The 13,380-nt window shown below is 61.9% G+C and carries 16 protein-coding genes; 8 read left to right on the top strand and 8 right to left on the bottom strand.

The window, feature by feature from the left end:
• Positions 1 to 2: 2 nt before the first annotated feature.
• The 7 genes from ACR3E7_RS09910 to phnN are packed head-to-tail and all read left to right on the top strand — an operon-like array spanning position 3 to position 4,952.
• Entirely contained in the window at positions 3 to 1,094 is a 1,092-nt protein-coding gene (locus ACR3E7_RS09910; RefSeq protein WP_480502869.1) for a carbon-phosphorus lyase complex subunit, read from the top strand.
• The gene (locus tag ACR3E7_RS09905; protein WP_170790313.1) at positions 1,091 to 1,687 is read left to right on the top strand and encodes an HAD family hydrolase; all 597 of its coding nucleotides are present in this window, start codon (positions 1,091 to 1,093) and stop codon (positions 1,685 to 1,687) included. Before ACR3E7_RS09910 ends, ACR3E7_RS09905 begins: the two co-directional genes overlap by 4 nt.
• The gene (locus ACR3E7_RS09900) at positions 1,684 to 2,544 is read left to right on the top strand and encodes an alpha-D-ribose 1-methylphosphonate 5-phosphate C-P-lyase PhnJ (protein ID WP_480502868.1); all 861 of its coding nucleotides are present in this window, start codon (positions 1,684 to 1,686) and stop codon (positions 2,542 to 2,544) included. Before ACR3E7_RS09905 ends, ACR3E7_RS09900 begins: the two co-directional genes overlap by 4 nt.
• Complete coding sequence (locus tag ACR3E7_RS09895; RefSeq protein ID WP_480502867.1) at positions 2,541 to 2,945, top strand: VOC family protein; 405 nt, start codon at positions 2,541 to 2,543, stop codon at positions 2,943 to 2,945. Before ACR3E7_RS09900 ends, ACR3E7_RS09895 begins: the two co-directional genes overlap by 4 nt.
• 4 nt (positions 2,946 to 2,949) lie before the next feature.
• Positions 2,950 to 3,720 (top strand): phosphonate C-P lyase system protein PhnK, encoded by a 771-nt coding sequence (phnK, locus tag ACR3E7_RS09890; protein WP_480502866.1) that lies wholly within the window; start codon positions 2,950 to 2,952, stop codon positions 3,718 to 3,720.
• Between the two features lie 3 nt (positions 3,721 to 3,723).
• Complete coding sequence (phnL, locus tag ACR3E7_RS09885; protein WP_480502865.1) at positions 3,724 to 4,407, top strand: phosphonate C-P lyase system protein PhnL; 684 nt, start codon at positions 3,724 to 3,726, stop codon at positions 4,405 to 4,407.
• The gene (gene phnN / locus ACR3E7_RS09880) at positions 4,404 to 4,952 is read left to right on the top strand and encodes a phosphonate metabolism protein/1,5-bisphosphokinase (PRPP-forming) PhnN (protein WP_170790317.1); all 549 of its coding nucleotides are present in this window, start codon (positions 4,404 to 4,406) and stop codon (positions 4,950 to 4,952) included. The genes phnL and phnN overlap by 4 nt, the downstream gene beginning before the upstream one ends.
• Here phnN and ACR3E7_RS09875 read toward each other — a convergent pair.
• Positions 4,934 to 5,617 (bottom strand): DUF1045 domain-containing protein, encoded by a 684-nt coding sequence (locus ACR3E7_RS09875; protein ID WP_480502864.1) that lies wholly within the window; start codon positions 5,615 to 5,617, stop codon positions 4,934 to 4,936. The genes phnN and ACR3E7_RS09875 overlap by 19 nt on opposite strands.
• A 52-nt stretch (positions 5,618 to 5,669) precedes the next feature.
• Here ACR3E7_RS09875 and ACR3E7_RS09870 point away from each other — a divergent pair, with 52 nt between their 5' ends.
• The gene (locus tag ACR3E7_RS09870) at positions 5,670 to 6,809 is read left to right on the top strand and encodes an alpha-D-ribose 1-methylphosphonate 5-triphosphate diphosphatase (protein WP_170769870.1); all 1,140 of its coding nucleotides are present in this window, start codon (positions 5,670 to 5,672) and stop codon (positions 6,807 to 6,809) included.
• Between the two features lie 22 nt (positions 6,810 to 6,831).
• Here the strand turns inward: ACR3E7_RS09870 and ACR3E7_RS09865 are convergent, their stop codons facing one another.
• From ACR3E7_RS09865 to ACR3E7_RS09835, 7 genes are read right to left on the bottom strand one after another with little or no spacing between them, the layout of a single operon-like run.
• Entirely contained in the window at positions 6,832 to 7,308 is a 477-nt protein-coding gene (locus tag ACR3E7_RS09865; RefSeq protein ID WP_480502863.1) for a class I SAM-dependent methyltransferase, read from the bottom strand.
• Positions 7,305 to 8,072 carry a polysaccharide deacetylase family protein gene (locus ACR3E7_RS09860; protein ID WP_480502862.1) on the bottom strand — a complete coding sequence of 256 codons (768 nt, stop codon included), beginning with the start codon at positions 8,070 to 8,072 and terminating at the stop codon, positions 7,305 to 7,307. Before ACR3E7_RS09860 ends, ACR3E7_RS09865 begins: the two co-directional genes overlap by 4 nt.
• Positions 8,069 to 9,211: a glycosyltransferase family protein gene (locus ACR3E7_RS09855; RefSeq protein ID WP_480502861.1), complete on the bottom strand. Its 1,143-nt coding sequence runs from the start codon at positions 9,209 to 9,211 to the stop codon at positions 8,069 to 8,071. Before ACR3E7_RS09855 ends, ACR3E7_RS09860 begins: the two co-directional genes overlap by 4 nt.
• A complete protein-coding gene (locus ACR3E7_RS09850) occupies positions 9,208 to 9,792 on the bottom strand; it encodes a histidine phosphatase family protein (protein ID WP_480502860.1) in 585 nt (194 codons plus the stop codon). Before ACR3E7_RS09850 ends, ACR3E7_RS09855 begins: the two co-directional genes overlap by 4 nt.
• Positions 9,789 to 10,865, bottom strand: a complete 1,077-nt coding sequence (locus ACR3E7_RS09845; protein ID WP_480502859.1) for a glycosyltransferase family 4 protein — start codon at positions 10,863 to 10,865, stop codon at positions 9,789 to 9,791. The genes ACR3E7_RS09850 and ACR3E7_RS09845 overlap by 4 nt, the downstream gene beginning before the upstream one ends.
• Positions 10,865 to 12,112 carry a glycosyltransferase gene (locus tag ACR3E7_RS09840; RefSeq protein WP_480502858.1) on the bottom strand — a complete coding sequence of 416 codons (1,248 nt, stop codon included), beginning with the start codon at positions 12,110 to 12,112 and terminating at the stop codon, positions 10,865 to 10,867. Before ACR3E7_RS09840 ends, ACR3E7_RS09845 begins: the two co-directional genes overlap by 1 nt.
• Positions 12,109 to 13,323 (bottom strand): glycosyltransferase family protein, encoded by a 1,215-nt coding sequence (locus ACR3E7_RS09835; RefSeq protein ID WP_480502857.1) that lies wholly within the window; start codon positions 13,321 to 13,323, stop codon positions 12,109 to 12,111. The genes ACR3E7_RS09840 and ACR3E7_RS09835 overlap by 4 nt, the downstream gene beginning before the upstream one ends.
• Positions 13,324 to 13,380: the final 57 nt, after the last annotated feature.

Below are 13,380 nucleotides of genomic sequence, written 5' to 3'. Positions count from 1 at the left end.
CGATGTATGTCGCTGTCAAAGGGGGTGAGAAGGCGATCGAGAACGCCCATGCCTGGCTGGCCGAAGAGCGCCGAGGCGCGCCGGACGTGGCCGAGCTAAGCGTCGCCCAAATCCGCGAACAACTAAGCCTTGCAGTGAACCGGGTGATGGCGGAAGGGTCGCTGTATGACCCTGATCTTGCTGCACTGGCGATCAAACAGGCGCGCGGAGATCTGATCGAGGCGATTTTCCTGATCCGAGCCTACCGCACGACGCTGCCGCGCTTTGGGTACACCAACCCGGTTGCGACAGGCAACATGGCCTGCGACCGGCGCATTTCGGCCACGTTCAAGGATGCGCCCGGCGGGCAGGTGCTGGGGCCGACCTTCGACTACACCCATCGTTTGCTGGATTTCAAACTGGCCGCAGAAGGCGGCGACCCGATTGCGCCCGAAGCCGCGCCGCGCACCGAGCCAACGCCACATATCACCGAATTCCTCAAGGGTGAGGACATCATTCAGGATGAGCTCACAAGCGACGAAACACCGGGCGACCTGACACGTGAACCGATGGAGTTCCCCTCGACCCGTCCCCTGCGTCTGCAATCCCTGACCCGCGGGGATGAAGGGTTCGTGTTGGGTATGGCGTATTCCACGCAACGCGGATACGCCCGCAACCATGCGTTCGTGGGCGAACTGCGAATTGGCAGCGCCGCGGTTGAGATGGATATTCCGGAACTGGGCTTTGCCATCGAAATCGGTGAAGTCGAGTTGACCGAATGCGAGACGGTCAACCAGTTCAAGGGCTCAAAAACCGAACCACCTCAGTTCACCCGCGGTTATGGTTTGGTCTTTGGTCAATCCGAGCGTAAATCCATTGCCATGGCTCTGGTCGATCGCGCGCTGCGTTGGAAGGAGCTGGGCGAGGACAATTTGGGCGCGCCCGCGCAGGATGAGGAATTTGTCCTAAGCCATGCCGACAACATTCAGGCCACCGGTTTCTTGGAACATATCAAGCTACCGCATTACGTGGATTTCCAGTCCGAACTGGAATTGGTCCGAAAACTGCGCCGCGAGGCTGAGGAACGGATCACGCCCAAGGAGGCTGCGGAATGAAGGTCGTTGTATTCGATATCGGCGGCGTATTGGTTGATTGGCACCCCCATCTTGCCTGGGTTGACGATCTGGGGTCCGAGGACGCCGCCCATGCCTTTATCGAACGCACCGGGTTCAAAGCCAAAAACGCGCGGGGAGACAATGGCGAGCGGTTCGCGGATATGGCCAAAGAGTTGGCGGACCCGGAGGATCAGAACCTGTTCGCCTCCTACGTGGAGCGATATACACTCACTGTTCAGAACGCGGTTAACGGCACTTGGGATATCCTCGATTGCCTCAAGGCGAATGGAACCCCCGTCCACGCTATTACCAATTGGTCGGCCGAAACCTGGCCAGAGGGTCTGAAAGTGCATCCCCGGTTGGGTGAGGTGTTCGGCACGTTGGTGGTGTCGGGTCAGGAAGGCGTCATGAAGCCTGATCCGCGTATTTTTAGACTTCTGTGCGAACGGGCCGCTGTTCAGCCCCAAAACTGCGTGTTCATCGACGATGGTTTGCACAATGTCGAAGGCGCGCGTGCTGTAGGAATGGACGCTATTCATTTTGTCGGCGCCGAAGCACTGGAAACTGAATTGTCCGAGAGGGGAATACTATGAGTGAGTACAATTTCGCCTATCTCGACGAGCAAACCAAGCGGATGATCCGGCGGGCGATCCTCAAAGGACTGGCGATACCTGGATATCAGGTGCCCTTTGCCAGCCGCGAGATGCCGATGCCTTATGGCTGGGGCACCGGCGGGGTGCAGGTCTCGGCCGCGACGCTGACGCCGGATGATACGTTCAAGGTGATTGATCAGGGCGCGGATGACACGACTAACGCGGTCTCGATCCGTAAGTTCTTTGAGAACACCGCCGGGGTCGCGACCACCGAAGAAACCGAAAAGGCCACTGTCATCCAGACCCGCCACCGGATCCCCGAGGCCAAGCTGACCGAGGATCAGATACTGGTCTATCAGGTGCCGATCCCCGAGCCTCTGCGCTTTCTGGAACCGCGTGAGACGGAAACGCGCAAGATGCACGCGCTTGAAGAATACGGACTGATGCATGTGAAGCTGTATGAAGATATTAGTCAGCACGGGGCAATTTCGACCTCATACGCCTATCCGGTAAAAGTGTCCGGGCGCTATGTGATGGATCCGTCTCCGATCCCTAAATTCGACAACCCCAAGCTGGAAATGGACGCGATCCAGCTGTTCGGCGCGGGGCGCGAACAGCGCATCTATGCGGTGCCGCCGCACACCAAGGTCGTCAGCCTCGACTTCGAGGACTATCCGTTCGAGGCGACCAAGGCAGACCATCCCTGCGACCTGTGCGGCGCCGAAAACAGCTATCTGGACGAGTTGATCATGGATGATGCGGGCAACCGAATGTTTGTCTGCTCCGACACCGATTACTGCCGCTCACGCCGCGCTGCGGGGCACGAAGGGCGTTTGGCCAAGGAGGATGCAGCATGATGCGTGAACACGTACTGGGAATTGATCATCTGGGCCTGACGGTTTCGGACCTTGAGGCGACCAAGGCGTTCTTTGTCGAGGCGCTGGGCTGGGATGTGGTCGGCGGACGGCCAGAATACCCCTCGGCGTTTATCAGCAACGGGTCGGCGGTTCTGACGCTCTGGCAGCAAAAGGGCGAAGACCAGCATGGGTTCGACCGGCACGCCAATGTCGGGTTGCACCATGTGGCGTTCAAAATCCCGTCACGCGAGTCTTTGGGCGTGGTGTTTGACGCGGTAAAGGACTGGCCCGGCGTTCAGGTGGAATTTGCCCCCGAACCATCGGGTGCTGGGCCAAAAATCCACTTTATGATCCGAGAGCCAGGCGGCAATCGGATCGAATTTGCCTATGATCCGAGGTAGAGCCATGACCCCGCTGTTAAGCGTTCAGAACATCCGCAAAACCTATGGCTCCCGGATCGGCTGTACCGGCGTCAGCTTTGATCTCTATCCCGGTGAGGTGATGGGAATTGTGGGCGAAAGCGGCTCGGGCAAGTCGACGTTGCTGAATTGTCTGGCCGGTCATCTGGAACCGGACGGGGGGCGGGTTGTTTTCGATACACGAACCAAAGGGCCAGTGGATACGGTGACCATGTCCGAACCCGAACGCCGGATGCTGGGCCGCACCGATTGGGCCTTTGTCCACCAGCACGCCCGCGACGGGTTGCGCATGTCGGTAAGCGCGGGCGGCAATATTGGTGAGCGTCTGATGGCCGTGGGCGACCGCCACTATGGTGACATCCGCGACAAGGCTATCGACTGGCTGGGCCGGGTCGAGATCGAAGCGAACCGCGTCGATGACCGCCCCACCGCCTTTTCCGGTGGGATGCAGCAGCGGTTGCAGATCGCGCGCAATCTGGTGACCGGGCCTCGGCTGGTTTTCATGGATGAACCGACGGGCGGGCTGGATGTTTCGGTTCAGGCGCGTCTGCTGGATTTGCTGCGCGGGTTGGTGCGCGAGATGGGGTTGAGCGCCATCATCGTCACGCATGATCTGGCCGTGGTGCGCCTGTTGGCGGACCGGCTGATGGTGATGAAAGACGGTCATGTGGTCGAATCCGGCCTGACCGATCAGGTGCTGGACGATCCGCAACATGCGTACACGCAGTTGCTGGTCTCAAGCGTGTTGCAGGTGTGAGAGATGATTGAACTGAACAACGTCAGCAAAAGCTTTACCCTGCACAATCAGGGCAGCGCGGTGATCCCTGTGATGGAGGGCGCGACACTCAGCGTGGCCCCCGGGGAATGCGTGGCTTTGACCGGAGCGTCCGGGGCGGGCAAATCCACCCTGATGCGGGTGATCTATGGCAACTATCTGGCCGCCTCGGGGCAAGTCATGGTGGGCGGCGTGGATGTGGCGCAGGCTGAACCGCGCGAGATTCTGGCCCTGCGGCGGGACACTCTGGGCTATGTCAGCCAGTTCCTGCGGGTGGTGCCGCGCGTGCCGACGCTTGAGGTGGTGGCCGAGCCTCTGCTGGCCGTCGGATGCGACCGCCGGTCGGCGCTCGACAAGGCGGCAGGGCTGTTGGCGCGGCTGAATATTCCTGAACGCCTTTGGACGCTTAGCCCCACGACCTTTTCGGGCGGTGAGCAGCAACGCGTGAACATCGCGCGGGGCTTTGCGCATGACTATCCGGCGATGCTGCTGGATGAGCCCACCGCCTCGCTTGACCTTCAAAACCGCGAAACCGTGCTGAGTCTGATCGAAGAGGCCAAAGCGCGTGGAGCGGCCATCATCGGCATTTTCCACGATGTCGGCGCGCGTGACCGGGTGTGTGATCGAGAGATCAACGTCTCGGACTTCACTCCGGGGATGGCCGCATGACCCTTGCACCGGTCATTGCGGTCGTCGGACCCTCGGGCGTTGGCAAGGACAGCGTGATCGAGGCGCTAGAGGCGCGCTCCGCACGTATCCACCGGATGCGCCGGGTGATCACCCGCCCCGAGGGCGAGGACGGCGAAGATTTCGACCGGGTCTCCGAAGGCACATTTCAGCAGATGGTGGATGAGGATGCCTTTGCCCTGCACTGGCCGGCCCATGGGTTGCTGTATGGGGTGCCCCAAAGCATCCAGCAGCTGCGGGGGCAGGCGGATGCAGTTTTGGTGAACCTGTCCCGATCCGTGCTTTTGCGCGCGCAAGAGGTGTTTGGTGATCTGGTCGTGATCTCGCTGACTGCCGACCCGCGGGTGCTGGCGCAGCGCCTGTCGGCGCGTGGGCGCGAAAGTGCGACGGATCAGGCTCGTCGGCTTGAACGCGCGCAGATCACGCTGCCCGATGGATTGCGCCGGGTGGTGCAGATCGACAATTCCGGTCCGCTGGACCAGACGGTCAGTGCCATCCTGACCCAGCTTCAGCCGGAAAGGGCATAGCGATGGATCAGGTGAAACCGCCCGTCCTCGGTCTCGCCCATCAGCGCCAGATCGGTGATGTGGAACGGCGTGGGCAGCAGGGGCGCAAGCCGCGTGTCGAGCGCATCCTGAACGGTGGCCAGCGTCGGTTTGTCCAACTTGCCGCTGAGGGTGATGTGAAAGCGGAACGAGTCCATCACGTAAGGGTATCCCCATTGCACCAGATTGGCCTCATGCGCGGGCGACAGCCCGGTGCCACGACGACGCTGCAGTTCGGCCTCGGATGCGGGCGCGCGGAAGCTGTCCAGATCACGCACGCAGGCGGCGGCCAGCGCGTTCAGCGCGGCCCCGTCACCTTTGGGGCGCAGGGCCAGGAACCGACCCAGTCGTGCGATCTCAAGCCCCTCCAACGTGACCGGAGCCTGCGCAGCAGCCATCTGCGCGCAAGCCTCGCGCAGCGCTTGAACGGATTGCCCGTCGCGCAGCCGGAACGGCGGCTTCATCGTCGCGTGCAGCCCGTATTTGCGCGGCACCTGCGTGACGGCAGCCACGTCAACATCTGGGATATCGGGGAGCGCGACCGTCGCGCCGGTCTCAACGTCCCAGCCCAGCCAGCTTGTGCCAAACCGGGTCCACTCGGCCCCCTCGGGTGGCGCAAAATAGATCGCGTATCGCGTGAATGTCACATTGGCCTCCTATGCGTGGCCTACCCAATAGCTCAGACCTTGTGAAGTTCAGATGACAGAAGAAATGATCCTTGCCAATGCCACGCTGGTTCTGCCCGATGAGACGGTCACAGGCAGCATCCGCGTCACCGGTGAAACCATCGCCGAGATCGCCACGGGCAGCACCGTGCCGCCCGGCGCAGTGGATTGCGGCGGCGACTATGTCTGCCCCGGTCTGGTCGAACTGCACACTGACAATCTGGAACGCCATATTCAGCCGCGCCCCAAAGTCGACTGGCCTCACGCGGCGGCGATTCTGGCCCACGATGCGGAACTGGCCAGCACCGGAATTACCACCGTATTCGATGCGATGCGTATCGGCTCGATCCCGTCGGGCAACCGATACAAGAAATACGCCCGCGAGCTGTCGCGCGAGCTGTGGGATCTGCGCGAACAGGATGCGCTGAAGATCAGCCATTTTCTGCACCTGCGGGCCGAGGTCTGCTCGGAAACCCTCGTGGCCGAGCTGGACGAGTTCGGCCCCGAGGATCGCGTCGGTTTGGTGTCGCTGATGGATCACACGCCCGGCCAGAGGCAGTTCCGCGATATGACCCAGCTTGAGGCCTACATGAAGGGCAAGCATGGCATGAACGATGATGACTTCCTGCAGCACGTGGCACAACTGAAGGCGTTGCGCGATCGGTTTGGCGATCAGCACGAGGTCGAGACGGTCAAGGCCGCCAAACGGTTCGGGGCGATGCTGGCCAGCCACGATGACACGACGCAGGATCAGGTGGCCGTTTCGGCGGGGCATGGCATCACGCTGGCCGAATTCCCCACCACGGTCGAGGCCGCCCGGGCCTGCCACGATCACGGAATCAAGGTTATGATGGGGGCGCCCAATGTGATCCGGGGTGGGTCTCATTCCGGCAATGTCGCGGCGCAGGAACTGGCTGATCTGGGCCATCTGGATATTCTGTCGTCAGACTACGTGCCCGCCGCGCTGCTGCTGTCGGCAACCCGCCTGGGAGATATGTGGGGCAATATGGCGCGTGGCCTGCGCACCGTGACGCAAACACCTGCACAAGCTGTGGGTCTACAGGATCGCGGTGAGCTGCGTGAAGGTGCCCGCGCCGATGTCATTCGGTTCCGTCTGCGCGAAGGTGCACCTGCGTTGAACGGCGTTTGGTCGCGCGGACGGCGTGTGGCCTGATTGGTGCGTCAGATCAGCCTGATCAGGCGCGATAGAGCAGGTAGCGGTCTGGCGCGATGGTTACGGGCCCGGTGATTTGGTCGAAACCTACCAGTGGTTGCCCCGAGATCAGCAGCCCTCCGGGCAACATGACCTGCGCGATCAAGGGGCTGAGGCGGGCGGCTTCGGCCACGTCATCGGCCTTGATGCCGCGCCCGAAATCATAGTGTGCCATGGCGATCTTCGGCCCGCCTTGGGCCAGTTTTTCCAGCATGGGTTCAGCTTCGCCTTGCAGGAAATCCTCGGCAGGGGGGGTGCTGGAGGGGTGGCATTGCAGCACCCGGTCCATCACCCAGATGCGCCGGTCGGGTAGGATTTCGCGCAGGTGGTCATAGGTCCGGCCATTACCAAGACCCATGTCCAGAACGTCTCCGGGGTGGTCCGCTATCTGCGCGACCGCCCAGTTCAGCCCGTCGCGCTGGGCAGTCAGGCGGCGCAGCATGGAATCCAATCGGCTCATTGAGGTCTCCGTAAGGTCTCGGGGGCAGTCCAGAGGGTCGTGGGCCCATCCAGAAGCCGCCGCAAGAAGTCATGGGTGAAGGTCCAGATGTCGTCATCATGAACCAGATGATGGGTCAGGTAGCCGAAGGGTTCGGCGTTGTCCGCGCGTCCCAAACGCCTGTCGCGAAGCAGATCGACGGTCTGGACGACAAGCTGATCCGGCGCGATCAGCCTGCGCGTGCCGCGCCAGTCAATCGGGTCTAGATGGGTGTTCACCTGATCCAGCCCCGGTGCGGTTTGCGCGATTTTGCGCGGTGTCGCGGTCGAAAGTGTTGTGAAACCCAGCGTCGGCAAGTTCTGCACTACTTCGGGCGCGATACGGTTCCACGGGGGCACGAATAGCGGCCGTAGCCGGTGCCCAAACAGGGTGGTCAACCTATCCAGCCCGGCTTTGGCGTCTTTCGTGATATCGGGCAAGGGTCGGTGCAGCCGGAATTCGGCTTTCTTTTCGGCCGCCGGAGCATGGTTCTGATGCGCCCAGCCGTGGACGACTGGGACCAGCGCTGAATGTGCCTGTACATAGTCGGCCAAAGCGTGATCGGCATTCCGTGGGATCACGGCGAGATGAACAGGCAGCCCAAGCGCGTCGGACAGCTGAGTCAGACGCTCCAATTGCGGGGTTGTGGTGATCGCATCGTCATCCCGCCACCAAAGCGGCAGTGACAATCCCTCTTGCCGCCACAGTGCCAGTTCTGCATCCAGAGAGTGCCAATCGACCTTCATCCCCGACGCTCCAGCAGAGCCTTGGCGATCTCGACAGATTTGGCCGCGCCGTCAAACCCGTGGTCGGGAACGGGCCGCGTAGGTGCGTTCAGAACGCGGTCTACAGCCTGTGCAAGGGATGCACCGCTCAGATCGTGGCTGGCAACCAATGCGACCCCCGGCTGATCCGATAGGCTTTGGGCGCGCAAGGTCTGTTCGACCTCATTGCCGTCATCGAACGGGACAAAGACCGCAGGTGTCGCGGCCTGAAGAATATCAAGTGCTGTATTGTAGCCGCACATGCTGACCGAGGCTGCGGCGTGGCGCAGCATCTGGCGAAAATCGGGTCGCACAGGTTCCACGGTGACATTGGCGATGCCCACCAAATCCGACAGTTGAGCAATGCGCACCTGAGCGTCCTGCCCCCCAACCAGCAGGCGCCAGCGCCTGTTGGTCATCTTTTGGGCGGCCTCGATGGCCGCGCGAAAGATCGGCTGCCCGACCGAGCCTCCGCCCGCGCTGACCAGAACCTCACCTTGCCCCAACGCGTCGGGGTGTGGAGGGGCCGCCTCCGGGGTGACAAACCCGGTGTAGTACAGCCTTGGGCGCAACCGCTCTGACACTGGCCAGCTTACGTCCAGCGAAACCATCTGCGGGTCAGAATGCACCAGAACCCCATCGTATGTGGTCAGCACGATCTCTTCTGCGCGCGTGGCTTTGCTTGGTTTTGAGGGCGGCGCAAGGATGTCTCGGATCGAGCCCAAAATCACCGGTCGTTTGGGCAGTGCAAAGGCGGCCTTGAGCGCGGCGATGAATTCGGCGCTCAGGGACCGACGGCCAAACGGGAATAGTTCGGTTATCAGCACATCAGGGGCAAAACTGCGCACCGCCTCAATCAGTGCCGCCTGCCGCCCGGCCAGATATGCTACATCGGCAACTTCGTCGGTCTGGGTCAGCAGCCGGGTGAAATCTGTTCCGTCCGAGCGCAGCGGCGGCAGACCCAGCAACGTCATGCCCGTCACATTCAGCTGCGGCGCAGGCATTCCGCCCGTTACCACCAGAACCTGATGGCCGTCTTGCACAAACGCGCGCCCCAATGTCAGTGCGCGGCTCAGGTGCCCCGTGCCCAACAGATGAGTGACGACAATCATCACCTTCATGCCACGCCATCCCTTTTGATCAGGCGGAGAGGTTCGGTCTGGGCGCGCATGGTCTTCATATCAATGATATAAAGCCGGTTGCGTTTGATTTTGAAAGGGGCAGGTCCATCAAATTCCCAAGACCACGCTTGCGCCAGAATGACCCGCATGATGCCGATATGGCAGACGGCAACCGCGTCGCCTGTCAGGCCACCTAACCACGGGCGCAGGCGGTCGCGAACTTCGGCCGGACTTTCGCCCTTTGGGGGGCGGAAGTCCCACCCCCAATGCTCGATATGACGATAGCCACTGTCGGGCTCCGCCAGTAAATCGACGCCGCGCAACCCTTCCCAATCGCCCCAATTCATCTCGGTCAGCGCCTCTGCCGTCAGGGGCGCGCGCCCGGCCACCAGACGCGCCGTTTCTTGCGCGCGTTTCAGGGGGCTGGACCAGAGCGCCGCCTGATCCCACGGCTCGGGCAATGCGTAAGTCGCAAGCTCGGACCGGGCCGCGTCATCCAATGGAATATCGCTGCGCCCTTGGATGCGCCCGGCGCGGTTCCATGTCGTATGTCCATGGCGGAGCAAGGCAAGCTGGGTCATTTCTGCCCTCCGATCAGGGGTCGCACCGTTTGCCAGAAGCGTTCGGTGGCGGCGGGTTGAAGATGGCGCGCGGCAACATGCGCTTGGGCCGCAGCGCCAATGTCTCGGCGCAGTGAGGGATTGGCCAAAAGGGTTTGCAGCCGATGGGCCAACCCGGCCGGGCCGTCCTCGACCGTTGGGTAGTCCGACGGGGCCAGAACGTCGCGCACGCCCGGACGGTCTTGCGCAACGACCGGCAGGCCGCAGGATTGCGCCTCAAGATAAACCATGCCGTAGGCTTCGTTCACACCAGGCCAGACCAACAGCGACGCCTTTTGATAGTGCGCCTGCATATCGGCGCGATCCAATTGGCCCAGAAACCGAACTTTCGCCCCAAAAGGCGCCATCAAAGCCTCAACCTCGGCCCGCGCCGGGCCATCGCCCGCGATATCCAGAGACCACGCGCCGTCCAGCAACGCCAGAGCCTGTGCCAGAATCTGGTACGAGGCCAGCTTGTCCCCGTACCGCATCATCCCGACGACCAGCATGGGGCCTTCACAAGCCGCCGCATCCGGTAGGTCCGCACGGGGCAGGAAGGGCGGCAGTTCAATCAGATGTTGTGACCCATATCTTTCACGTTCCAGTGTGATCAGATCGTTGGCCGTGTGGTAGAAGATCACCTGCGCCGCATCGCAGGCTTCATGGGCGGCTTCGGCGAACCCGGCCCAGGGGCCGGTTAGACGGCTGGTCGCGCGCGTGCTTTCCAGTTGCACATAGGGGATTTTCCGCGCCCGGCTGACTCGCGGGCCCAGCAAGTCAGGTGCCTTGTAATAGTTGTGATACGTCACCCAAAGGGCGGTATCTGGGGCGAGCGTATGGATCAGGCGTTGGACCTCGGCGTCAGCCTCGGTGCGCAGCTTATCCTGCACCTGAGCGTCGCCGGTTTTGTCGAAAACGCGCAGATGCGAGACCAGATCGACCGGGTCCCCCTGCGCACCAATCGCTGCCAAAAGGTTGCGCGCCATTTCCCTGTCGCCGGACGGCACCGGACTGTTGGGGGATTTCATCGGCGTGTAGAACGCAACGCGTGCCATCAGCCCCGGTCCGCCCCCAATGCGTTCAGCCGTTTTGACAGCAAAGCAATGCCGGGATCCATGCGGAATTCGGCGATCAGGCGGTCATAGGCGTTTCTTGCCATCTGCATCGCCTCAGCAGGGTCTTGCGCCATTTGGGTGATCGCTGCGGCTAATGCGGCGGGCGCATCCTCGGATAACAACCCATGGATTCCGGTGTCGATGAATTCCGGGATGGCCGAAACCGGTGTGGACAGGATCGGCAGCTTTTGCGAGGCGGCCTCCATTAGTACATTGGGCAGGCCGTCCCGGTCGCCGTCGGCGGCGATGCGGCTGGGCAGGACGAAGAGATCGGCCTTGCGCATGGCTTCGATAACTTCGGGCTGGTCGCAGGCCCCTTTCCAGGTGATTCGCCCTGCAAGCCCGGCATCTTCGGCACGCCCGGCCAGCGTTTCGGCCAGCGTGCCGCCGCCGATATGCGTCCAGTGCCAGTCCAGACCCTCGGACAACAGCGCGAAGGCGTCGATCAGGCGGTCAAAGCCCTTTTTCTCGACCAACCGCCCGACCGAGATCATGTGAAACGGCGCGTCAGGTGCGCGCTGCGTGCGCTCGGGCGGGGCAGGAAAGCGGCTGAGGTCCAATCCGTGATAGATCAGTTCGACCCGCTTGGGATCGTCGGCCAGGTCGCGCAGATGTGCGGCGCCGATGGCTGTGCAGGTTGCACCAAAGGCAGCACCATGGGTGCTGGCCTGAAGCTTTTCAGCTTTTTCCCAATCAGGAGAAGTCCAGATATCCTTGGCGTGGGCGGAGAAGCTCCACGGCAGGCCGCGCATGATGGCGGCATAGCGCGCGACCGAGGACGGCGTGTGCATGAAATGCGCATACATGACCCGCGTGTCCTGCGGCAATTCAGCGGCAAGCACGCAAGCCTGACCAAAGCGGCGAATGCGGTTGTGAGTCGGGTCGCGGCGCAGATCTGCACGCCAGATCCGGTAGGCCTCGGCATAACCGGGCAGGGCCTGCGCGGCACGGCGCGCGGCCCAGACGCGTTGGGGTTCCTGATACAGATACTCGGGCAGGTAATGCACCTGACCCTTAAACCGGTCATGCAGCGGATGGCGTTTGACGTCGGTGGGATGGCGTAGTGACCAGATGTCGAACCGATGGCCCGCATCCTGCAATGCAACCAGTTCCTGAGCGATGAACGTTTCCGACAGGCGCGGCCACCCTTTGACCAGCACCGCCAGATTAGGAGGCGCAGATGTCATCCGATAGCCCGTTCCTGTTCTCCGTTCAGCAGGGCGTCAACGCGGTCCGTGACATAGTCCAGCCCGTCCAACAGCCCGTCGCCAATGGCTTGGGACGGCAGGGGCTGATCGGGCAGGGCGCGAATGGCTGCAATCATTGCCTCGGGAGTCAGGCCATCGCGGCTTTCGTCCAGCATCCGCACCAGCCCCAGCTCTTCTGCGCGCGAGGCGCGAAGCCACTGTTCCAGACGCGGGGTCGTGCGAGGAACAATGACGGCGCGTTTGTCAAAGGACAGCACTTCGCAGAACGTGTTGTAGCCGCCCATGCAGACGACACCGGCGGCCCCGGCAAACAGGGTTTCAATCTGGGATTCAAAACCGACAGCAGTCACGCGACCGTTCAACGCCGCAACGCGCGTTTCGAAATCGTCCCGCAACTCGCCCGACAGGAACGGACCATAGACCAGCACGGCGCGGGGCGACAGGGTGGGGTCTTTTTCGTAAGCCGACAGAACAAGGTTCACCATCGCCTTGCCGTCGCCGCCCCCTCCGGGGGTGATCAGGATATATGGCTGCTCGGGCGGTTCGCCCACGGGGCCAAGATCACGGCGCAGATAGCCGGTCCAATGGATGCGCGATTGCACCTCGGGGCTCAGCGGTAGGCTACGTGTCGGGTCGTAGATCGAGCGTAGCCCATAGACCCAGATCTCGTCATAATAGGCGTCGGTTGCAGCGACCGCCTCTTTACGATCCCATTCAGCGGCCAGAACCTCGGGCTCATCCAGAACGTCGCGCAATCCAAGGACCATTTTGGTTCTTCTGCTTTGCATCAGACAGTCAAGGGTCGGCAGCAGCTCGCCCCGGAAGCCGGTAGGTTCCTTGTCGACGATAAGCACATCCGGATCGAATTGCTGCACTGACGTTCGGATTAAACCCGAGCGTAGTTCGGTCACTTCTTCGATACCCATGCCCATGGTCTGTGAGGCATAGGACCCGTCAGCGCGTTTTGTAACACCGGGTAGACGAACGTGATCCACCCGACGCGGAAAGGTAAACCGCCCGGCAACGGGCGAGCCGGTCAGGATCAGTGCCGAGGCCGAAGGGTTCGCCTGTGTCATCGCAGCGGCCAGAGCACGCGAGCGGCGCAGATGACCCAAACCAAAGGTGTCGTGGCTGTAGAACAGAATACGGGGCGCACGTCCGGCTATTTTCTGTTTTCTTTTAAGGCTCATACTTTTGCCTGTGTCCGTGTCTTGGTGCATGTCCGCGCGGGTGCACTTCTATCGTAT

It is taken from the genome of Ruegeria sp. BK1 (assembly GCF_056535645.1).
This window is presented reverse-complemented; position numbering and strand designations above follow the sequence as displayed.